The sequence below is a fragment of the Stenotrophomonas sp. YJH_SMC_65 genome (assembly GCF_059369475.1).
The window spans coordinates 246,793-266,631 of record NZ_JCAFSR010000002.1; the positions used below are offsets into that span (position 1 = coordinate 246,793).

Genomic DNA, 19,839 nt, shown 5'->3' on the forward strand with positions numbered 1-19,839 from the left:
GCCGAGCATGGCTCGGCACGACATGGGGGCGTCGCGCGGCAGCTGCTGTAGAGCCGAGCCATGCTCGGCTTCGAGCGAAGCGGCCCGCTTTTGTCTTCGCTCTCTCGTTCCATTCCGCGTGCGGGCGCCACGAGGGGCTCAGCTGTTGGCCGGCCTCCAGCACCAGTGCCAGGGTTCGTAGACGATGCCGTGCGGGTTGTCGCGTGGGTAGCTCAGATGGAAGCCATGCCCGCCGGCATGCACCTGCAGCCAGGCGAACGCGTCGGTGGCTTCAAATGATTCCTCGGCCGGGGCGTCGCCCGGTGTGCCGATGTCCAGCGCGTGGCCGCTGTGGTGTTCGCTGAAACCCGGGGCGGCATTGACCTTCAGGATCTCCGCCACGCTCAGGCCGCGCGCCAGTTTCCGTTCAAAGATGCCCAGCTGGTAGGCATGGCTGCGGAAGCCGGAGATCGCGTCCAGCGCAATGCCATCCCGTGCCGCGTGCAGTCGCATCCGTCGCCAGCCCTGCGCGGCGCCACGGCGCAGCCATAGCGGCCGGGCGAAGCGGTCGCGGCCGGCAAAATGCAGCAGGCACGGTTCGGGCTCCAGCGGCAGGCCGCTGTCGTCGGCGTAGCGCTGCGGGTCCAGGCCGAGCTGCTGCAGGCGCTGCTGCAGCCCGGCCAGCGGCAGCCACTGTTCCTGCAGCGCAGCGCCGAACGGACGTGCCGCCGCTGCATCGAGCAGCGCCAGTGCGTCCTCGGCCCCGGGCTCGCGCGGCAGGTGTGGCACCAGCGAATGCACGCCATGCGTCGTTACCGCCGCCAGGTAGCGGCCATCGCGCTTGCGCCGCAGCACCCACTGTGCCTGCGACAGCAGGCGGGCATCCAGGTTGCTTCGTGCGCGCAGCAGGTGGGCGGGCCACAGCTCGATGGCCTCGGTATTGATCAGCAGGGGGGCGCGTCGTTGCATCGCCGCAGCTTACCGCCGAGGCGCCGGTGCGGCCACCTTGCGCAGTGCGTCCAGCAGCACCTGCGGCCGCTCCAGGCTGAGCAGCAGCGTGCTGCCATCGCTGACCGGCAGGGCGAGAACGCGCGTGCGGTCGGTGACCAGCGCGAACCCCTTGCCGCCGCCCTGCAGGCGGAAGTGGCCGGAATAGAAGCCCGGCATCGCATAGCCATTGGTCTTGAAACGAATGCCATAGCGGCGGTCACGCTGCAGGTCGACCACCTCGGCCTGGTCCAGCCGCAGCTGTGCCACCGGAACGCGGCGGCGGTACATCGTCGAGCGCACGTCCAGCACGTCGTCGGCCAGTTCCACCCGGCGGCGGAAGAACGCCGCGCCCAACCCGATGCCGAGCGCGGCGATCACCAGCAGACTCCAGGCGGCACTGCCGCCCATCCGGAACCAGGGCGGCGACAGCGTTACTTCGATCCAGGGCGCCGTGGCCGGTGCCTTGTACAACTGCGCATACAGGCAGGCCACGAAGGCGGCGAGCAGGGGCAGCACGATCCACAGCACGCGCAACGGCGAACTCTCGGCCACCTCGTACTGCTTTGGATCGCTGGCACCCATGGCTCAGGCCTCCTTCTTGAATACCAGCATCGCCGGGCGCATCGGTGCGGGGATGATGATGTTGACCAGCTCCCAGCCCAGTTGGCCCTGGCGGCTCAGTTCGCTCTGGATGTCCTCGGCCTTGAGCTGGCCCATCATGGACGTCTTGACCTCGATCGTCTGGTAGCTCCAGCGCTTGCTCATTCCTTGTCCCCCGAAGATGGCGTGGGTTTCGGCAGGCGTCCTGCCTTGCGCAGGGCGTCGCGCAGCACGTATTCGATCTGTGCGTTGAGGCTGCGCAGCTCGTCGTCAGCCCAGCGTTGCGCGGCGGCCAGGACGTCGGCATTGATGCGCAGCGGGTAGGCTTTCTTCTCACTCATGCAAGCTCCTGGCGGGGTGGTGGGGCACCCCGTTGCGAGGGTGGTTCAGTACAGCGAACCGGCGTTGACGATCGGCTGGGTACCGCGGTCCGAGCACAGCACGGTCAGCAGGTTGCTGACCATGTGCGCCTTGCGTTCTTCATCCAGCTGCACCACGCCGTTCTTCTGCAGTTCGGCCAGGGCCATTTCAACCATGCCCACCGCACCGGCCACGATGCGCGTGCGTGCGGCGATCACCGCGTTGGCCTGCTGACGCTGCAGCATCGCCTGGGCGATTTCGGCGGCGTAGGCGAGATGGCTGATGCGTGCGTCGATCACCTGCACGCCGGCGTCGGCCAGGCGTTCGGCCAGCTCGTTCTTCAGGTGCTGGGAGATCTCGCTGGCATGGCTGCGCAGGGCCAGCTGGCCATCTTCGTGCTGGTCGTAGGGATAGCTGGTGGCCATCGCACGCAGCGCCGATTCGGACTGGATGTGCACGAAGCTCTCGTAGTCGTCCACGTTGTAGACGGCCTCGGAGGCGTCGACCACCTGCCAGACGATCACCGCGGCGATCTCGATCGGGCTGCCGTCCAGCTCGTTGACCTTCAGCTTGCCGCTCTCGAAGTTGCGCACGCGCTGGCTGACCCGGCGCTTGGCAAAGAAGGGGTTGTTCCAGCGCAGGCCGTTGTCCTTCACCGTGCCCACGTACTTGCCGAACAGGCTAAGGACCGCCGCCTGGTTGGGCTGGATGGTGTACAGACCGGCCAGGATGAACACGCCCAGCGCCACCAGCAGGGCGCCCAGCAGCATCAGCAGCAGGCTGGGCGAGCCGGTGCTGGCCTTGGCTGCCACGCCCACCACGAACAGGGCGGCGCCGGCGAGGCCGACGAGCAGGGCGCCGACCAGCGTGCCGAGGCCGTTGAGGGAAGACAGCGACTTCTCTTTCATGGCGGTACGTCCTTGAGGGTTCAAATTTAAGATATCAAAGTGATATCACCTGTCCACTACCGTTCGTCGGATGCCATGGTCAGGGTGCCCGGCCAGCTAGAATGCCCTCCCGCCTTCACATCGCTGCTGGAACCGCCATGGCCAAGCTTGGAACGCCGTTGTCCCCCTCCGCCACCCGCGTGCTGCTGCTGGGCTCGGGCGAACTCGGCAAGGAGGTGGCCATCGAGCTGCAGCGGCTGGGCGTGGAGGTGATCGCCGCCGATCGCTATGCCGACGCCCCGGCCATGCAGGTCGCGCACCGCTCGCACGTGATCGACATGCTCGATGCGATGGCGCTGCGGGCGCTGATCGCCCAGGAGCAGCCGCACCTGGTGGTGCCGGAAATCGAGGCCATCCACACCGAGACCCTGGTCCAGCTGGAACAGGAGCAGGGCCTGCGGGTGATCCCGACCGCGCGCGCCGCACGCCTGACCATGGATCGCGAAGGCATCCGTCGCCTGGCCGCCGAAACCCTGGGCCTGCCGACCTCGCCGTACCGCTTCGTCGATACCGAGGCCGAATACCGTGCTGCCGTCGCCGCCATCGGCCTGCCGTGCGTGGTCAAGCCGGTGATGTCGTCCTCAGGCAAGGGCCAGAGCACCCTGCGCAGCGAGGCGGACATCGCCCCGGCCTGGGACTACGCGCAGACCGGTGGCCGCGCCGGTGCCGGCCGCTGCATCGTCGAAGGCTTCATCGATTTCGATTACGAGATCACCCTGCTGACCGTCCGCCATGCCGGTGGCACCTCGTTCTGTGCGCCGATCGGCCATCTGCAGAAGGATGGCGACTACCGCGAAAGCTGGCAGCCGCAGCCGATGTCGAGCGCGGCACTGGCACGTGCCGAGGAGATCTCACGTGCGATCACCGACGACCTTGGCGGCTGGGGCCTGTTCGGCGTGGAGCTGTTCGTGAAGGGCGACGAAGTGTGGTTCAGCGAAGTGTCGCCGCGCCCGCACGACACCGGCCTGGTGACGCTGGTATCGCAGGAGTTGAGCGAGTTCGCGCTGCATGCGCGCGCCATCCTCGGCCTGCCGATCCCGGTGATCCGCCAGAGCGGCCCGTCGGCGTCGTGCGCGCTGTTGGCACACGGCGAGGGCGTGCCGTACTTCAACAACGTCGCCGCTGCATTGCAGGTGCCGGATACTGCCGTACGCCTGTTCGGCAAGCCGAGCGTGCATGGCCATCGCCGCGTCGGTGTCACCCTGGCGCGCGCGGAAACCATCGACGAGGCGCGCGCCATCGCGCGAGATGCCGCCGACGCCATCGGCGTCGAACTGCGCCCGTAAAGCAAAAAGGGGACGGAGGGGATTAAGTCGTTTGTGCCACAAACGACTTAATCCCCTCCGTCCCCTTTTCAGGGCCGTCGACTCTACCGCACGTCCACCCACACCAGGTGGTGGTCGCTGCCGTCGGCGATCTTCGCTTCCGGGCTTTCACTGGCCGGCCAGAAGATACCGCTGCCGACATATTCGAAACCGGTCGAGGGCAGTACGTAGTCCAGGCGCATGGTGCCGGACTTCGGGCCGAAATCGCCGGTGGCATGGAACGGTGCGCCCTTGCGCTCGATGCCCTTGGCCGCATAGGCCAGGCTGGTCTGCTCGCCACCGACGCTGCGCGGGGTGGGGTAGCGCAGCACGCGGGCGTTCTCGATCAGTTCGACGATCGCCTCATGGCGGCCATCGCCATCGACCGGGTCGTTGTTGAGGTCGCCGAGGATCACGAAGCGCGCGTCCTGGGCCAGGCCGCCGCACTGACCCTTGTCGTCGCACAGCCATGGCTTGTCACCCTTGGACAGGTATTCCTGCCACAGGCGCAGTTCGTCATGGTTGCGCGCCGCGTTGCGCTTTTCCGGGCCGTCGAACACCGGCGGGGTCGGGTGCGACACCAGCGCGTGCACCACGCCGGCCGGGGTCTTCACCGGCACGTCCCAATGCGACTTCGACGACAGGCGCAGCTGCGACCACACATGGTCGTTGTAGAAGCTCTGGCCGGTACGTGGATCGACCGGTCGGATCGCGCCCGGCATCGCGCTCCACTTCAGCAGCTGGAAGCTGCGCACCCTGGCTTCGTCGATCGGGTAGCGCGACAGCACCAGCATGCCGTACTGGCCCGGGTGCAGGCCGTAGCCCCAGGCATCGTTGCCGCGGCTGCGGCCTTCGCCACCGACCACGCCGTTGTTGTCCAGGTCCAGGCCGCTGGGCACGCCGGTGTTGACCGGTGCCAGATAGCGGTAGGCGAAGTGCAGCGGCTTGCCGCCACCGGGCTGGGCGACCTCCAGGTAGCGCTTCTGGAACAGGTCGGCGGCGCGATGGGCGTCGTCGAAGTCGAATTCGTTCAGCAGCACCAGGTCCGGGCGCACCTGCTGCAGCACTGCGGCGATCTTGCGCGCGTGTTCGCTGTCGCCTTCCAGCTCCTTGATCAGGCCACCGGCGTCATCGGAGTACAGCGAGGTGTTGTAGGTGGCCAGGCGCAGCGCAGCGGACGGCTTTTCGGTCATCGCAGGGGACGTGGCGAAGGCAGGGGCGGTGGCGCCGCAGAGCAGGGCCAGGGCGAGGATCAGGGGATGGCGGCGGGTCATGTTCATGGGCCGTATTGTGCACCCGGCCCGGTGTCAGCGGTTTGTCAGCGCCCGTCCAGATCCTTGTCGAAATCGTGCCAGCGGCGGCCATCGTAGGCTTCCAGCGGATGGAAGCGGCGCTTGTAGTCCATCTTCTGGTGGCCGCGGATCCAGTAGCCCAGATACACGTGCGGCAGGCCCTCGCGGCGCGCCCACTCGATCTGCTGCAGGATCGCGAAGGTGCCCAGCCCGCGCGCGGCGTGGTCCGGGTCGAAGAAGGTGTAGACCGCCGACAGGCCGTGCTCGGTGACGTCGGTCACCGCTACCCCCAACAGCTGGCTGGGCTGGCCGTCGTGGCCGGGCAGGCGCATCTCCATGAAGCGGGTGTGCGACCAGCTGCCGATCAGGAACTGCTCGAACTCGTGCGGGCCGTGGTCGTCCATGCCGCCGTTGGCATGGCGGTGGGTGAGGTAGCGGTGGTACAGCGCGAACAGGTCATCGCGGGCGGTGGCGGCGGTGATCCGCACCTCCAGGTCGTCATTGCGGGTGGCACAGCGGCGCTGGCTGCGGTCCGGGGCGAAGCGGGCCACCGGGATGCGCACCGCCACGCAGGCCTGGCAGTGCGCGCAATGCGGCCGGTAGACCAGGTCGCCGCTGCGGCGGAAGCCCCAGCTCAGTGCCAGTGGATAGAGCGCGCCGAGGCGGCGGTCGTTCGGGTCCAGCACCAGGTCGCGTGCCACCCGGTCCGACCAGTACCCGCAGGGGTGCTCGCCGGTCTGGAAAAGTCGCAGTTCGTCGTCTCTGTCGCCATGTATCGCCATGGGCACAGCATAGCCCCAGGTTGTCGCAGTGGCGGCGACTGTCCGCCGGATGAATGGAATCGGCAGTAGCGTCAACCGACGTCGCGCCCGGGCGTTGTTGTCCCCCGAGGGTGAAGTGATCACCCCGACGCTGTTCCCATTCCCAGGAGTGACCTCATGATCCGTACCCCCCTGCTGCTGGCCCTGCTGCTCGGCACCTCCGCATCCGGTATCGCGCTGGCGGCCGACACCCCGGCCACGCCGGCACCGCGCCCGGCCAAGCTGGACACCAACGGTGACGGCGTGATCGACCGCAGCGAGGCGGCCGCCAACCCGCGCCTGGCCGCGAAGTTCGACGAGCTGGACAAGAACAAGGACGGCAAGCTCTCGCGCGACGAGCTGCCGCGCTGGCAGCATGGCCGTCGTGGCCACGGCGGTGAGCGCTGGGCCGCGCTGGACGTCAACAAGGATGGCCGCATCAGCCGCGAGGAAGCCAAGGCCGATCCGCGCCTGGCCGCGCGCTTCGACCAGCTTGATCTGAACAAGGACGGCTACCTGGACAAGGCCGACCGCGAGCTGCGCATGAAGCAGCATCGTGATGCCTGGTTCGCCGCCGCCGACACCAACAAGGACGGCCAGCTGAGCAAGGCCGAGTTTGATGCGGCCAAGGGCCCGATGCATGGAGGCCCGCGCCATGGCGGTCCGCGCGACGGCGGCGCACCGAAGCCGCAGCGCTGAGGGTCAATGCAGTGATGACGACAACGCCGGCGGCACTGCCGGCGTTGTCCGTTACAAGCGGCCGCTGCGCATCAGCGAGTACGCCACAAGCGCAATGACCATCAGGTTCATGGCGATGATGGCGGTGCGGCCGTACATCGATTCGAACTTCCAGTTGATGCCGGTTCGCCCGCGCCGCGCCGAATCGCGCGCGATCATCGGTGCCATCACCCGCTGCAGCGTCACCAGGCACTGGTAGTTGACCACGCCCAACCCGACCGCCAGCACCGTCAGCTGCGTCCAGACCGGTGCCTGCAGCACCACAGCCAGCAGGATCGCCAGGCACCAGAACATGCCGGTGGTGATGTTGAGGTAGAGGAAGCGGCGCACATCGGCCCGCTCTGCCGCAGTTTCGGTGTACGACATCAGGAAGCGCCCGCCGAGGTAGCTGCCGATCGCGCCACCCACCACGCCGCCGATCACCGCCCCCCAGCTTTCGGCCGGCAGCACATGCAACTGGCCCAGGGTGGCGGTCAACGAGCCCATCGCGGTTCCACCGGCAACGCTGGCGCCGCCGAGGCCGAGCTTGCTGCCGCCGATGCCGACGCCGGTGCCGAGCAGCACCGCTGCACTGGCGGTGCCGGGTGCGGCCACCAGCACCATCGACACCACGGCGGTGGCGAATGCGGCGCTTGGTGCACTACTGCGCGCGAATTCGCCGAAGCGCTGCAGCAGGCCTTCGCGCACCAGGGCACGTGCACGCGACAGGCGCTTGCGCACGGCCGCATCGCTGAGCCCGAGCAGGTCGGCGACCTGCTGCGAGCGCTGTCCTTCGCGGTAGTACAGCAACAGGACTTCGCGGCTGTCAGCGGGCAGGGCGGAGATGATGTCCTCGGCGGCGATCTCCTCTTCCACCCGCTGCAGGCGATCAGCCGCACCTGGGGCCGGGTCGGCGGCCATGCCCATCGCCACCTCCGCGGCCTCGCCGGTCAGCGGCCGGCCACGTTGCGCACGCAGCCAGTCGCGGGCCAGGTTGCGGGTGATCTGCCGCAGCCACGGCAGGAAGCTGGTCGCGCTGCGCAGCTGGTGCAGCTGCTGCCAGCCCTTCACGAAGGCCTCCTGGGCGATGTCCTCGCTGGCCTGGCGGTCGCGGGTGATGGCCAGGGCGATGGCGGTGACCGTGTTCTGGCAGGCCAGCACGATACGGCCGTAGGCGTGCTGGCAACCGCTGGCGGCGGCGGGCAGTTCGCGTTCCAGGGTCTGGTCGATCGATGCGGCGAACGTCGTCATGGCGGCGGCTCTCCTGCTGGGATTGTGTCCCATGACGGAGCCGCGCGCCCAATGTGACCGACTTCCTGTGCTGACAAAAAAGGGACGGAGGGGATTAAGTCGTTTGTGCCACAAACGACTTAATCCCCTCCGTCCCCTTTTTGCAGTTGCCGGCCAGCGGCGGGTACGACCCGTGGGTTATTTCGATGGCTGGATGCGGACCCGGACTTCTTCCTCTTCCGCTGCGGCCTGCGGGGCCGGTTGCGCCTGCTGCGGCTGGGCCTGCGGGGCAGGGGCCGGTGCTGCCGGGGCCGGGGCACCGCGATGGCGCAGGCCGATCACCAGCGCCACGCCGGCGATCACCACCAGCAGGGCGATGCGGATGCGCCAGGCCCAGCTGCGGCCGCCGCTGCCCTGTTCCGGCGTGTCGCGGAAGGCGAACTCGGCGGTCGGATGGTCGCGGCGGGTGGTGTCGAGCAGGCGCGCCTCACGCAGGATCTCGCGTGCACGCGGCTGGTCGTCGGCGCGCACGATCCATACCGCCGGGTAGGCGTTGGCGTTGCCGAGGTCGGTATAGCTGAACTGGCCGCGGCGACGGGTCTTGTACGAGCGCCCGTTGGTCACCTTGACGTCGATGCCATGCCCGCGCAGGAGCTCGGCCACGCCTTCGACGGTTTCCACGCGCTGGCTGCTGAAGATCTGGCGCATGGGTTTACTCCTTGGCCGGCACGGCGGCCGCGGCAGCCTGGTCGGGAACCACGCGGATCAGGCCCTCCTGCGCGGTGCTGGCCACCAGCACACCATTGCGGGTGAAGAACTGGCCGCGGGCCAGGCCGCGCGAATCCTGCGCGCTGGGGCTGTCCAGCGAGTACAGCAGCCAGTCGTCGGCACGGAACGGGCGGTGGAACCAGATCGCGTGGTCGAGCGAGGCCATCTGCACGTGCGGGTGGTAGTAGCTGATGCCGTGCGGGAACGTCGCCGTGCCCAGCAGGTGGAAGTCCGAGGCATAGGCCAGCAGGGCCTGGTGCAGTTCCGGAGCATCGCCGACCGGCTCGCTCAGGCGCAGCCACACCTGGTGGTAGGGCGGGCGCTTGGGCGGGTTCAGTTCGTCGCGCGGGTAGACGTGGCGGAATTCGAACGGGCCGCCGCGCGACAGCCAGCGCTGCACCTTGATCGGCAGCCGCTCCAGCACTTCGGCCGGCAGCGGCCGGTTCGGTTCGATGTCTTCCGGCTGCGGCACTTCGGGCATCTTGTGCTGGTGCTCGGCGCCGGTCTCGGCCTGCTGGAACGATGCCGCGCAGAAGAAGATCACCTTGCCGTGCTGGATCGCGGTGACCCGGCGCACCGAGAAGCTGCCGCCGTCGCGGGTACGGTCCACGTCGTAGACGATCGGGTGGTCGATGTTGCCGGCGCGCAGGAAATAGGCGTGCAGCGAGTGCACGTGGCGGCCGTTGTCGACCGTGGCCTGTGCCGCGGCCAGCGCCTGGCCCAGCACCTGCCCGCCGAACACGTACTTGGTGCCGATGTCGCGGCTCTGCCCGCGGAACAGGTTGTCCTCCAGCCGCTCCAGCGTGAGCAGGTCGATCAGCTCGGAGACGACGGGTTCGGGCGTGTCGTTCAAGGGGGCGGCCACAGCAGTGAAAGAGGGCCTGATTATACCGGTCAGGGGTCAGATCCCTTTCGCCCGGCGAAAGGGATCTGACCCCGGGCGGGGCAACCGCTATTTGCCCAGCCGGGCTACCAGGGCCTGCAGGGCGTTCTGTGCGTCCGGGGCGAACCAGGCCTCGACGAAACGGTCGAGCTGGATCAGGTCCGGCTGCAGCGCCACGTGCAGGTCGGCGCGGGCGATGGCGCGGGTCAGCAGCATCGGCTGGCGCGGCTGCCTGAGCAGGTCCTGCAGCCAGGCAATCGCGCGTGCCACCACCAGGTCCCCCTCTGCCAGCTCATCCACCAGGCCGATCTGCACCGCCTGTTCGGCCGGTACCAGCGAACCGGTGGTCAGCAGCACGCCGGCGCGGTGCACGCCCACCGCACGGCGCAGCAGGCGCTGGATGCCCTCCGGCGCGATCAGGCCCACCTGCACCTCGTTCAGGCCGATGGCATATGGCCGCGACGGATCGGCGCTGCGGGCCATCACCCGGTAGTCGCAGCACAGGGCCAGCACGCAGCCGCCCGCCGGGGCGTGGCCGGTGATCGCCGCGACCACCGGGATGCGGCTCTCGGCCAGCGTGCGTACGGCGCCAAAGAAGGCGTTCCAGGTGTCCAGCAGCTTGTGCTTGTCATCGCCATGCGAGAGCAGGTGCGGCACGTCCATGCCGCCGGTGAAGATGCGCTCGCTGCCCGACAGCACGATGCCGTGCGCGTCTTCGGCCATGGCCAGCTCGATGGCATGGATCAACTGCCGGCACAGGTCGGTGTCCAGTGCGTTGACCGGCGGCCGCGCCAGGCGCAGTTCGCGGATGGGGCCATGGTTGATCACCTCGATGAGCGTCGTCATGCTGCGGTCTCGTTGCGAAGAAGGAACCTGGGCGATGATAACCAAACCATTCGTTGGCGTACTGTGGCTTCTGTGTGCGGCCGCAGCATCGGCCTCGGCGGCGGAATCGGGCTGCGTCACGGTGGATCAGGGCTGGGCGCGGTTGCCACCGAATCCGGCAATGCCGATGACCGCTGGCTACGGCGTCATCCACAACGGCTGCGGCAAGGCGGTGGTGATCACCGGCGCGACCAGCAGCAGCTTCGATGATGTGTCGCTGCACGAAACCACGATCACGGATGGGGTCAGCCGGATGCGCGCGATCGAGCGCCTGCCGCTGGCGCCGGGTGCACGTGCCGAGCTCAAGCCCGGTGGCCTGCACCTGATGCTGATGCAGGGCAAGGGCGCGCTGAAGGAGGGGCAGGCGGTGCCGCTACGGCTGCAGCTGGAAGGCGGCGGCGAAGCAAGTGCGACGCTGGCCGTACGCAAGGCTGCGCCGTAGCGGGATGGTCGTGCCGGCCGCTGGCCGGCAGCACGGGCAATGCCGGCCAGCGGCCGGCACTACCACAGGGCCTTACGACCAGTCGTACGAGAACAGCACGGTGCGGCTTTCCGGCTCGTACAGCATCACGATCGCATCGGCGCCGGTGGCGCACCAGTTGTAGCCGGCTACGCCGGCCACGGCGAAGAACTTGTTGCCGTTGCGGGTGATGATCACCGTTTCGGCATCGTCCGCAGCGTTTGGGTCATCGGCAGCGTCGGTGAAGCCCAGTTCGAAGGCCGCGGGAATCTCCGCGGTCTCGGTCCAGTTGCCGAAGCCTATCGGTCCGCCCAGCGTATCCAGGTAGTCGCGTTCGCTGGCCTCACCGTTGCCGTAGCGCGAGTAGCAGGCGAGACGGCCGTGCCCGGCATGGTAATCGCGGGCCTTGGCGTAGCTGTCGCGCATCTGCGCGATGTGCTCCTGCGCATCCTTGTCCTGCACCGCCTCGCCGATGAAATAGCCCTCATTGCCGAGGAAGCGCATCTCGTTGCCGGCGGTCAGTTCGAAGGCGATCCAGTTGGTGCCGGTGAAATCGTTGTGGTGTTCTTCGGTGGTCTCGCCGATGCAGCCGTCGTACGGCTCGATCGGGCACAGCATTGTCGCCACCTGGCCGGCCAGCTCCGGCCGCAGCACGCCCAGGTCGATCTTCAGCAGCGGCAGCAGGTGCTGGCCGAGCCAGGCCTGGTCGGCGGGAAAGACGTCGGTGGGGAAGGGGACCATGCCGGGCAGCAGGTCGCGCAGTTCAGTCTGGTGGATCATGTCAGTTCATTGAATGGGATCGGTAGTGCCGGCCGCTGGCCGGCAACCTCATTGCAGCCAAAGCGTGCCGACCAAGGTCGGCACCTGCCAGGGCGCGTCAAGTGGAGGCGCTGCGGATCGCCTCCGGCAGCGGCGCGCTCTTGCCGGTCTGCGTATCCATCCACACCACCACCACGTTGCCGTCGGAATACAGCTTCGACGCGTCCTGCTGGTCGACGATGCGGTGGCCGATGGTCACGCTGCTGTTGCCCAGGCGCTCGACGAACAGCTCGACCAGTATGTCGTTGGGCCACACGATCGGCAGCCGGTAATTGACGTTGGTCGCGGCCACCACCGGTGCGATGCGGTCGGTCATCGACACGCCGTCCACGCCGAGCATCCAGCGCACGCGCGCTTCTTCCAGGTAGGAAATGTACTTGGCGTTGTTGACGTGGCCCATGCTGTCCATGTCACGCCAGCGCACGCTGATCGGGATGCGGGCCAGGATCTTGTGTTCGCTGCTCATCAGGCGTCCTTCTTCTTCGATGTGCTCTTGCTGGCCTTGCCGGTGCTCTTGGCGGCCGCGGCCTTCTTGGCAACCTTGGCCGGCTTCTCAGGCTTCACCTTGCGTGGCGGGCGGGCGTCGGGCTTGTTGGCCACGGCAGCCGGCTGTTCCGGGCGCGCGCTGGTGGACGGCAGCATGCGCGCCAGGAACTGGCCGGTATACGACTGCGGACAGGCCGCCACGTCTTCCGGCGTGCCGGTGACCAGGATGGTGCCACCGCGGTGGCCGCCTTCCGGGCCCAGGTCGACGATCCAGTCGGCGGTCTTGATCACGTCCAGGTTGTGCTCGATCACCACCACCGTGTTGCCTTCGTCGCGCAGCTTGTGCAGCACGCCCAGCAGCGCTTCGATGTCGTGGAAGTGCAGGCCGGTGGTCGGTTCGTCGAGGATGTACAGGGTGCGGCCGGTATCGCGGCGCGACAGTTCCTTGGACAGCTTCACGCGCTGTGCTTCACCACCGGACAGCGTGGTCGCGCTCTGGCCCAGTTTGATGTAGCTCAGGCCGACGTCGACCAGGGTTTCCAGCTTGCGTGCGATCGACGGCACCGGTTCGAACAGCTTCAGTGCATCCTCGACGGTCATTTCCAGCACGTCGTTGATGTTGAAGCCCTTGTACAGGATCTCCAGCGTCTCGCGGTTGTAGCGCTTGCCATGGCAGACGTCGCAGGGCACGTACACGTCCGGCAGGAAGTGCATCTCCACCTTGATCAGGCCGTCGCCCTGGCAGGCTTCGCAGCGGCCACCGCGCACGTTGAAGCTGAAACGGCCCGGCGAATAGCCACGCGCACGCGCTTCGGGCACCTGTGCAAACAGTTCGCGCAGGGGAGTGAACAGGCCGGTGTAGGTGGCCGGGTTCGAACGCGGGGTGCGGCCGATCGGCGACTGGTCGATGTCTACCACCTTGTCGAACAGGTCCAGGCCATCGATCTCCTTGTACGGGGCGATCGGGTGCGAGGAACCGTTGATCTCGTTGGCGGCCAGCGAGAACAGGGTGTCGTTGATCAGGGTGGACTTGCCGGAGCCGGACACACCGGTCACGCAGGTCAGCAGGCCCGACGGAATCGCCAGGTCCACACCCTTGAGGTTGTTGCCGCTGGCCCCGCGCAGGTGCAGGGTCATCTTCGGGTTCGGCTTGTGCCGGCGCGCGGGGATCTCGATCGCGCGCTTGCCCGACAGGTACTGGCCGGTCAGCGAGCGCGGTGCCTCCAGGATGTCCTGCAGGGTGCCCTGGCCGACGATCTCGCCGCCATGCACGCCCGCGCCCGGGCCGATGTCCAGCACGTAGTCGGCCAGGCGGATCGCATCCTCGTCATGCTCGACCACGATCACCGTGTTGCCGAGGTCGCGCAGGCGGGTGAGGGTGCCGAGCAGGCGCTCGTTGTCGCGCTGGTGCAGGCCGATCGACGGCTCGTCGAGCACGTACATCACGCCGACCAGGCCGGCGCCGATCTGGCTGGCCAGGCGGATGCGCTGTGCCTCGCCACCGGACAGGGTGTCGGCCTTGCGTTCCAGGGTCAGGTAATCCAGGCCCACATCGACCAGGAAGCCGAGGCGCTCACCGATTTCCTTGACGATCTTCGCGGCGATCTCGCCACGCCAGCCCGGCAGGCTCAGTTCGCTGAAGAATTTCAGCGCCTCGTCGATCGGCAGCACCACCAACTCCGGCAGCGGGCGGTCGGCCACGAACACGTTGCGTGCCGCTTTGTTCAGGCGCGCGCCATGGCATTCCGGGCACGGCTGTTCGCTGATGTACTTGGACAGCTCTTCGCGCACCGCCGGCGATTCGGTTTCCTTGTAGCGGCGCTCGAGGTTGGGAATGATGCCCTCGAAGCGGTGCTTGCGCTGGGTGCGGCCACCGGCTTCGGTGAAGTAGGTGAAGGTGATCGCCTCATCGCCGCTGCCGTACAGCACGGCCTGCTGCACGTTCTGCGGCAGCGAGTTCCATGCCGCGTCGACGTCGAACCGGTAGTGCTTGGCCAGCGAGGCGATCAGCTGGAAGTAATAGGCGTTGCGACGGTCCCAGCCGCGCACCGCGCCGGCGGCCAGCGACAGCTCGGGATGCACCACCACGCGCGAAGGATCGAAGAATTCGGCCATGCCCAGGCCGTCGCAGCCGGGGCACGCGCCCATCGGTGCGTTGAACGAGAACAGGCGCGGTTCCAGCTCCGGCAGCGAGTAATCGCAGACCGGACAGGAGTACTTGGAGGAGAACAGCGTCGGCGAAGCGTCGGCACTGTCCAGGCTCTGCACCGAGGCCATGCCGTCGCCCAGCTTCAGCGCGGTTTCGAAGCTCTCGGCCAGGCGCTGCTTGATGTCCTCGCGCGGGCGGAAGCGGTCGATCACCGCCTCGATGGTGTGCTTCTGGCGCAGCGCCAGCGGCGGCACCGCATCGATTTCATGCAGCTCGCCGTCCACGCGCACGCGCACGAAACCCTGCGCGCGCAGCTGGTCGAACACCTGGGCATGCTCGCCCTTGCGGTCGCGGATGACCGGGGCCAGCAGCATGTAGCGCTGTTCCGGGTCCAGGGTCAGCACCTGGTCGACCATCTGGCTGACCGTCTGCGCCTCCAGCGGATAGCCGTGGTCCGGGCAGCGCGGGGTGCCGACGCGGGCGTACAGCAGGCGCAGGTAGTCGTAGATCTCGGTGATCGTGCCGACCGTCGAACGCGGGTTGTGCGAGGTCGACTTCTGCTCGATCGAGATCGCCGGGGACAGGCCCTCGATGTGGTCCAGGTCCGGCTTTTCCATCACGCTCAGGAACTGGCGCGCATAGGCCGACAGCGACTCGACATAGCGGCGCTGGCCTTCTGCATAGATGGTGTCGAACGCCAGCGAGGACTTGCCCGAGCCGGACAGGCCGGTGATCACGATCAGCTTGTCGCGGGGCAGGTCGAGGTCGAGGTTCTTCAGGTTGTGCGTCCGCGCGCCGCGGATGCGGATGAAATCCATCGCCATGGGGGATCCGGTTGTGGGGGCGTTGGCTGGGTGCCGGGCCAGCAGGGAACGGCAATCGGTCAGCCTACCGAGGTGACCAGATGGGGGCAATGGGCGACAATGCCAGCCCGATGTCTCATCTGGTGAGACAGGCCGTCAGGCAGGGGTCAGATCCCTTTTCACGGGGTGAAAAGGGATCTGACCCCGTTCCGGAGCCGTCCTCCCGCGGCATTCGGGGGTTGACTTGACCCGCGCCCGCTGATCTGCGTACAATTCCGCTCCTGTCCGCCCTCGATGGCGGCAGCTCAGACCACAATAACTACAGAGGAAGGCCTGGTCATGTACGCAGTACTGGTCACCGGCGGTAAGCAATACCGCGTGGCGCAGGGCGAAAAGCTCCGCATTGAAAAGCTCGAAGTCGAAGTCGGCAGCGAGATCAAGTTTGACAACATCCTGATGCTGGGTGACAGCGACGGCGTGAAGCTGGGCGATGCGCTGAAGGGCGCTGCCGTCACCGCCAAGGTCCTGTCCCAGGGTCGTGCTGACAAGGTCCGGATCATCAAGTTCCGTCGCCGCAAGCACCACATGAAGCGTCAGGGTCACCGTCAGTACTACACCGAAATCGAGATCACCGGCATCGCCGGCTAAGCATCAGGAGAAGCAGTCATGGCACATAAAAAGGGCGTAGGCTCCTCGCGCAACGGTCGCGACTCCAACCCGAAGTACCTGGGCGTCAAGATCTTCGGCGGCCAGGCCATCGAAGCCGGCAACATCATCGTGCGTCAGCGCGGCACCCAGTTCCACCCGGGCACCGGCGTTGGCCTGGGCCGTGACCACACCCTGTTCGCCCTCGTGGACGGCAAGGTGGAGTTCTCGGTCAAGGGCGCCAAGAAGCGTCGCACCGTCAGCATCGTCTCGGCCGACGCCTGATCCAGGCATCGCCGGCACCCGTGCCGCGGCATGGCCGTGCTGGATGAAGAGCACGCTGCATGGAGAGCCCCGCTTCGGCGGGGCTTTTCGTTAGAGTTGAAGCAAGACCGGCTGGGCCGGGTTGCCGGCCCGCGGCCGGCATGACATTCAAGGTGGCGGCCAACAGGTCGCGCCCATCGCAGGCATCGAAACAATGAAACTGGTAGACGAAGCAGAAATCGAAGTGTTCGCCGGCAACGGCGGCAACGGCTGCATTGGCTTCCGTCGCGAGAAGTTCATTCCGCTCGGCGGCCCGGACGGCGGCGACGGCGGTGCGGGCGGCAGCGTGTACATCCGCGCCGACGAAAACCTGAACACCCTGGTCGACTTCCGCCATGAGCGTATCTTCAAGGCGCAGCGCGGCGAGAACGGCATGGGCCGCCAGGCCTATGGCAAGGGCGGCGAAGACCTGACCATCACCGTGCCGGTCGGCACCGTGGTCATCAACGTTGCCACCGATGAAGTCATCGGCGACCTGACCCAGCACGGCGACCGCCTGCTGGTGGCCAAGGGCGGTCGCGGTGGCCTGGGCAACATGCACTTCAAGAGCTCGACCAACCGCTCGCCGCGCCAGGCGCTGCCAGGCGAGCCGGGCGAAGAGCGCACGCTGAAGCTGGAGCTGAAGCTGCTGGCCGATGTCGGCCTGCTGGGCTTCCCCAACGCCGGCAAGAGCACCCTGATCCGTGCCGTTTCGGCGGCAACGCCGAAGGTGGCCGATTACCCGTTCACCACGCTGTACCCGAACCTGGGCGTGGTGAAGGTGGAGAACCACCGCAGCTTCGTGATCGCCGACATTCCGGGCCTGATCGAAGGTGCTGCGGACGGCGCCGGCCTGGGTGCGCAGTTCCTGCGCCACCTGCAGCGCACCCGCCTGCTGCTGCACCTGGTGGACATCTCGCCGATGGAAGGCGGCGTGGAGGGCATTTCGCCGGTGGAGCAGGTGCGTGCGATCGAACGCGAGCTGGAGAAGCACGATCCGGAGCTGCTGAACAAGCCGCGCTGGCTGGTGCTGAACAAGGCTGACCTGATGTTCGAAGACGAGGCGCAGGCCGCGGCCGAGCAGATCGTCGCCGAGCTGGGCTGGAAGGAGCCGTGGTTCCTGGTTTCCGCGCTGGGCCGCGAAGGTACCTTCCCGATCATGAGCCGGATCATGGCCTTCTTCGATCGCCAGAAGGAAGACGAGCTGGAAGCCCGCAACGCGCAGTGATGCCGTTGTGGTTCCATGCGGAAAACCCGGCTTCGGCCGGGTTTTTCATTTGGTAGTGCCGGCCGCTGGCCGGCAATCCCGGTAAACCGCAGGCAACAAAAAACCCGGCCGGGGCCGGGCTTTTGTCTGCTGCCCAACCCCGAAGGGCAGGGCGGCAACGCCGGATCAGGCGGCCTTGAGGGCCTTGATGCGGTCGTTCAGGCGGCTCTTGTGGCGAGCAGCCTTGTTCTTGTGGATCAGGCCACGCGCGCTGAAGCGATCCAGGATCGGCTGGGCAACGGCGAAGGCGGCTTCGGCGCCGGCGGCATCGTTGGCGTCCAGCGCCTTGATCACTTTCTTGACAGCGGTGCGCAGCATCGAGCGCTGAGCCACGTTGCGCGCGTTGCGCACGACGGTCTGCTTGGCGCGCTTCTTGGCGGACTTGATATTGGCCACGGTGGTGGTTTCCTGAAAAAATCGGTGTTATGGGAACAGCAAGCTAGCTAGTATGATGGCCCGAGAAATGCACGTCAAGTCGATTGTCAAGAGGGACGCTGAGTGAGTTCACCGAAGATGTTGCGGGGCCTGCTGTCGTTCAGCAGCATGACCATGGTCTCGCGGGTTCTCGGACTTGTCCGGGATCAGGTGATCACTACCACGTTCGGCACCAATGCGGTTACCGATGCGTTCTGGGTTGCCTTCAGGATACCCAATTTCCTGCGCCGGTTGTTCGCGGAGGGGTCCTTCTCCACCGCCTTCGTGCCGGTGTTCACCGAGGTGAAGGAGACCCGCAGCCACGCCGAACTGCGTGAGCTGATGTCCCGGACCGCCGGCACCCTGGGCGGGGTGCTGATGCTGGTCACCGCCCTGGCGCTGATCTTCGCGCCGCAGCTGGCGGTGGCATTCTCAAGTGGTGCTGACACCGACCCGGTCAAGCAGACCCTGCTGGTCGACCTGTTCCGCCTGACCTTCCCGTTCCTGCTGTTCGTGTCGCTGACCGCGCTGGCCGGCGGTGCGCTGAACAGCTTCCAGCGCTTCGCGATGCCGGCGCTGACCCCGGTCATCCTCAACCTGTGCATGATCGCCGGTGCGCTGTGGTTGGCGCCGCGACTGGGCGGCACCCCGGAGAAGCAGATCCTGGCGCTGGGCTGGGCGGTGCTGGCGGCCGGCCTCCTGCAGCTGCTGTTCCAGCTGCCCTCGCTGAAGGGCATCAACCTGCTGACCCTGCCGCGCTGGGGCTGGAACCATCCGGGCGTGCGCAAGGTGCTGACGCTGATGGTGCCGACCCTGTTCGGTTCGTCGGTGGCGCAGATCAACCTGCTGCTGGATACCCTCATCGCGGCCAAGCTGACCGACGGCTCGCAGTCCTGGCTGTCGCTGGCCGATCGCTTCCTGGAGCTGCCGCTGGGTGTGTTCGGCGTGGCGCTGGGCACGGTGATCCTGCCGGCGCTGGCCCGCCACCATGTCAGCACCGACCGCGAGGGCTTCTCGCGCTCGCTGGACTGGGGCCTGCGCATGACCCTGCTGATCTCGGTGCCGGCGATGCTGGGCCTGGTGCTGCTGGCCGAGCCGCTGATCGCCACGCTGTTCCAGTACCGCCAGTTCACCGCGTTCGATACCCGCATGACCGCGCTGTCGGTGTATGGCCTGAGCTTCGGCCTGCCGGCGTTCGCCCTGCTCAAGGTGGTGTTGCCGGCCTTCTACGCCCGCCAGGACACCAAGACCCCGGTGCGCGCCGGTATTGCCGCGCTGGTGGCCAACATGGTGTTCAACTTCGCCCTGCTGGCCGTGCTGTACCAGGTGATGGTGCCCGACGCGCTGAAGGCGCAGGGCGTGATGACGGCGATCGGCAAGCAGCCGGGCCTGCACCTGGCGCTGGGCATTGCCAGTGCGCTGTCCAGTTACCTGAACCTGGGCCTGCTCTGGTACTGGCTGGGCAAGACCGACGTCTACCAGCGGCGGCCGGGCTGGGGCGGCTATCTGGTGCGGCTGGGGGTGGCCTGCGTGGCCATGGTCGGCGTGCTGCTGGCCCTGCTGCACTGGGTCCCCGACTTCACCGGCATGGACAAATGGCACCGTATCGGTGGCCTGATGCTGCTGGTCGGCGGCGGCGGCGCGACCTACGTGGTGGCCATGCTGGCGATGGGCTTCCGCCCGCGCGACCTGCGCGGGCATTGATCGCGGTCCGTGGCGGCTATACTTCAGGGTTACA

22 protein-coding genes are annotated in these 19,839 nt (G+C 67.3%); 7 read left to right on the forward strand and 15 right to left on the reverse strand.

What is annotated here, in order from left to right:
* Window positions 1-138 precede the first annotated feature (138 nt).
* The 5 genes from AC5P7A_RS04170 to AC5P7A_RS04190 are packed head-to-tail and all read right to left on the reverse strand — an operon-like array spanning window position 139 to window position 2,837.
* The gene (locus AC5P7A_RS04170) at window positions 139-948 is read right to left on the reverse strand and encodes a M15 family metallopeptidase (RefSeq protein WP_495219911.1); all 810 of its coding nucleotides are present in this window, start codon (window positions 946-948) and stop codon (window positions 139-141) included.
* A gap of 9 nt (window positions 949-957) precedes the next feature.
* Complete coding sequence (locus AC5P7A_RS04175; protein ID WP_014646358.1) at window positions 958-1,551, reverse strand: PH domain-containing protein; 594 nt, start codon at window positions 1,549-1,551, stop codon at window positions 958-960.
* 3 nt (window positions 1,552-1,554) lie between these two features.
* Window positions 1,555-1,734 (reverse strand): DUF4177 domain-containing protein, encoded by a 180-nt coding sequence (locus tag AC5P7A_RS04180; RefSeq protein WP_014646359.1) that lies wholly within the window; start codon window positions 1,732-1,734, stop codon window positions 1,555-1,557.
* Window positions 1,731-1,910 carry a type II toxin-antitoxin system antitoxin gene (locus AC5P7A_RS04185; RefSeq protein ID WP_014646360.1) on the reverse strand — a complete coding sequence of 60 codons (180 nt, stop codon included), beginning with the start codon at window positions 1,908-1,910 and terminating at the stop codon, window positions 1,731-1,733. The genes AC5P7A_RS04180 and AC5P7A_RS04185 overlap by 4 nt, the downstream gene beginning before the upstream one ends.
* Window positions 1,911-1,955: 45 nt before the next feature.
* The gene (locus tag AC5P7A_RS04190) at window positions 1,956-2,837 is read right to left on the reverse strand and encodes an SPFH domain-containing protein (protein WP_014646361.1); all 882 of its coding nucleotides are present in this window, start codon (window positions 2,835-2,837) and stop codon (window positions 1,956-1,958) included.
* A gap of 137 nt (window positions 2,838-2,974) precedes the next feature.
* On the opposite strand from AC5P7A_RS04190, the gene purT reads away from it, so the two are divergent.
* Window positions 2,975-4,162, forward strand: coding sequence for a formate-dependent phosphoribosylglycinamide formyltransferase (gene purT / locus AC5P7A_RS04195; protein WP_014646362.1), 1,188 nt, complete (start codon window positions 2,975-2,977; stop codon window positions 4,160-4,162).
* An 83-nt stretch (window positions 4,163-4,245) separates the two neighbouring features.
* Here purT and AC5P7A_RS04200 read toward each other — a convergent pair whose 3' ends face one another.
* Together AC5P7A_RS04200 and AC5P7A_RS04205 are read right to left on the reverse strand one after the other, a co-directional pair.
* On the reverse strand, window positions 4,246-5,460 hold the full coding sequence (locus AC5P7A_RS04200; protein WP_495219912.1) for an endonuclease/exonuclease/phosphatase family protein: 1,215 nt from the start codon (window positions 5,458-5,460) through the stop codon (window positions 4,246-4,248).
* A gap of 38 nt (window positions 5,461-5,498) precedes the next feature.
* Window positions 5,499-6,254 (reverse strand): arginyltransferase, encoded by a 756-nt coding sequence (locus AC5P7A_RS04205; protein ID WP_032961379.1) that lies wholly within the window; start codon window positions 6,252-6,254, stop codon window positions 5,499-5,501.
* A gap of 156 nt (window positions 6,255-6,410) precedes the next feature.
* Between AC5P7A_RS04205 and AC5P7A_RS04210 the strand changes: the two genes are divergently transcribed.
* Entirely contained in the window at window positions 6,411-6,971 is a 561-nt protein-coding gene (locus AC5P7A_RS04210) for an EF-hand domain-containing protein (protein WP_014646365.1), read from the forward strand.
* A 51-nt stretch (window positions 6,972-7,022) separates the two neighbouring features.
* Here AC5P7A_RS04210 and AC5P7A_RS04215 read toward each other — a convergent pair whose 3' ends face one another.
* The 4 genes from AC5P7A_RS04215 to AC5P7A_RS04230 all read right to left on the reverse strand — a co-directional run bounded on the left by AC5P7A_RS04215 (window position 7,023) and on the right by AC5P7A_RS04230 (window position 10,716).
* Window positions 7,023-8,240, reverse strand: coding sequence for an RNA polymerase sigma factor (locus AC5P7A_RS04215; protein ID WP_111205857.1), 1,218 nt, complete (start codon window positions 8,238-8,240; stop codon window positions 7,023-7,025).
* 177 nt (window positions 8,241-8,417) lie between these two features.
* The gene (locus AC5P7A_RS04220) at window positions 8,418-8,927 is read right to left on the reverse strand and encodes a pathogenicity-like protein (protein WP_126411833.1); all 510 of its coding nucleotides are present in this window, start codon (window positions 8,925-8,927) and stop codon (window positions 8,418-8,420) included.
* 4 nt (window positions 8,928-8,931) lie between these two features.
* On the reverse strand, window positions 8,932-9,852 hold the full coding sequence (gene tesB / locus AC5P7A_RS04225; RefSeq protein WP_005408551.1) for an acyl-CoA thioesterase II: 921 nt from the start codon (window positions 9,850-9,852) through the stop codon (window positions 8,932-8,934).
* A gap of 87 nt (window positions 9,853-9,939) precedes the next feature.
* Complete coding sequence (locus tag AC5P7A_RS04230; RefSeq protein WP_014646368.1) at window positions 9,940-10,716, reverse strand: enoyl-CoA hydratase/isomerase family protein; 777 nt, start codon at window positions 10,714-10,716, stop codon at window positions 9,940-9,942.
* 34 nt (window positions 10,717-10,750) lie between these two features.
* Between AC5P7A_RS04230 and AC5P7A_RS04235 the strand changes: the two genes are divergently transcribed.
* Window positions 10,751-11,197 carry a copper chaperone PCu(A)C gene (locus AC5P7A_RS04235; RefSeq protein ID WP_481453132.1) on the forward strand — a complete coding sequence of 149 codons (447 nt, stop codon included), beginning with the start codon at window positions 10,751-10,753 and terminating at the stop codon, window positions 11,195-11,197.
* 72 nt (window positions 11,198-11,269) lie between these two features.
* Here AC5P7A_RS04235 and AC5P7A_RS04240 read toward each other — a convergent pair whose 3' ends face one another.
* The 3 genes from AC5P7A_RS04240 to uvrA all read right to left on the reverse strand — a co-directional run bounded on the left by AC5P7A_RS04240 (window position 11,270) and on the right by uvrA (window position 15,493).
* Window positions 11,270-11,995, reverse strand: coding sequence for an enolase (locus tag AC5P7A_RS04240; protein WP_495219913.1), 726 nt, complete (start codon window positions 11,993-11,995; stop codon window positions 11,270-11,272).
* Between the two features lie 97 nt (window positions 11,996-12,092).
* On the reverse strand, window positions 12,093-12,500 hold the full coding sequence (locus tag AC5P7A_RS04245; protein ID WP_032956469.1) for an acyl-CoA thioesterase: 408 nt from the start codon (window positions 12,498-12,500) through the stop codon (window positions 12,093-12,095).
* Complete coding sequence (gene uvrA / locus AC5P7A_RS04250) at window positions 12,500-15,493, reverse strand: excinuclease ABC subunit UvrA (RefSeq protein ID WP_049441204.1); 2,994 nt, start codon at window positions 15,491-15,493, stop codon at window positions 12,500-12,502. The genes AC5P7A_RS04245 and uvrA overlap by 1 nt, the downstream gene beginning before the upstream one ends.
* A gap of 318 nt (window positions 15,494-15,811) precedes the next feature.
* Between uvrA and rplU the strand changes: the two genes are divergently transcribed.
* The 3 genes from rplU to cgtA all read left to right on the forward strand — a co-directional run bounded on the left by rplU (window position 15,812) and on the right by cgtA (window position 17,648).
* Entirely contained in the window at window positions 15,812-16,120 is a 309-nt protein-coding gene (rplU, locus tag AC5P7A_RS04255) for a 50S ribosomal protein L21 (protein WP_005408557.1), read from the forward strand.
* Window positions 16,121-16,138: 18 nt separating this feature from the next.
* Window positions 16,139-16,402: a 50S ribosomal protein L27 gene (gene rpmA, locus AC5P7A_RS04260; RefSeq protein ID WP_005408558.1), complete on the forward strand. Its 264-nt coding sequence runs from the start codon at window positions 16,139-16,141 to the stop codon at window positions 16,400-16,402.
* 193 nt (window positions 16,403-16,595) lie between these two features.
* A complete protein-coding gene (cgtA, locus tag AC5P7A_RS04265; protein ID WP_014646373.1) occupies window positions 16,596-17,648 on the forward strand; it encodes an Obg family GTPase CgtA in 1,053 nt (350 codons plus the stop codon).
* A gap of 165 nt (window positions 17,649-17,813) precedes the next feature.
* Here the strand turns inward: cgtA and rpsT are convergent, their stop codons facing one another.
* Window positions 17,814-18,083 carry a 30S ribosomal protein S20 gene (rpsT, locus tag AC5P7A_RS04270; protein ID WP_005408560.1) on the reverse strand — a complete coding sequence of 90 codons (270 nt, stop codon included), beginning with the start codon at window positions 18,081-18,083 and terminating at the stop codon, window positions 17,814-17,816.
* A gap of 117 nt (window positions 18,084-18,200) precedes the next feature.
* On the opposite strand from rpsT, the gene murJ reads away from it, so the two are divergent.
* Entirely contained in the window at window positions 18,201-19,805 is a 1,605-nt protein-coding gene (gene murJ, locus AC5P7A_RS04275) for a murein biosynthesis integral membrane protein MurJ (protein ID WP_346601147.1), read from the forward strand.
* The last annotated feature ends 34 nt before the right edge of the window (window positions 19,806-19,839 follow it).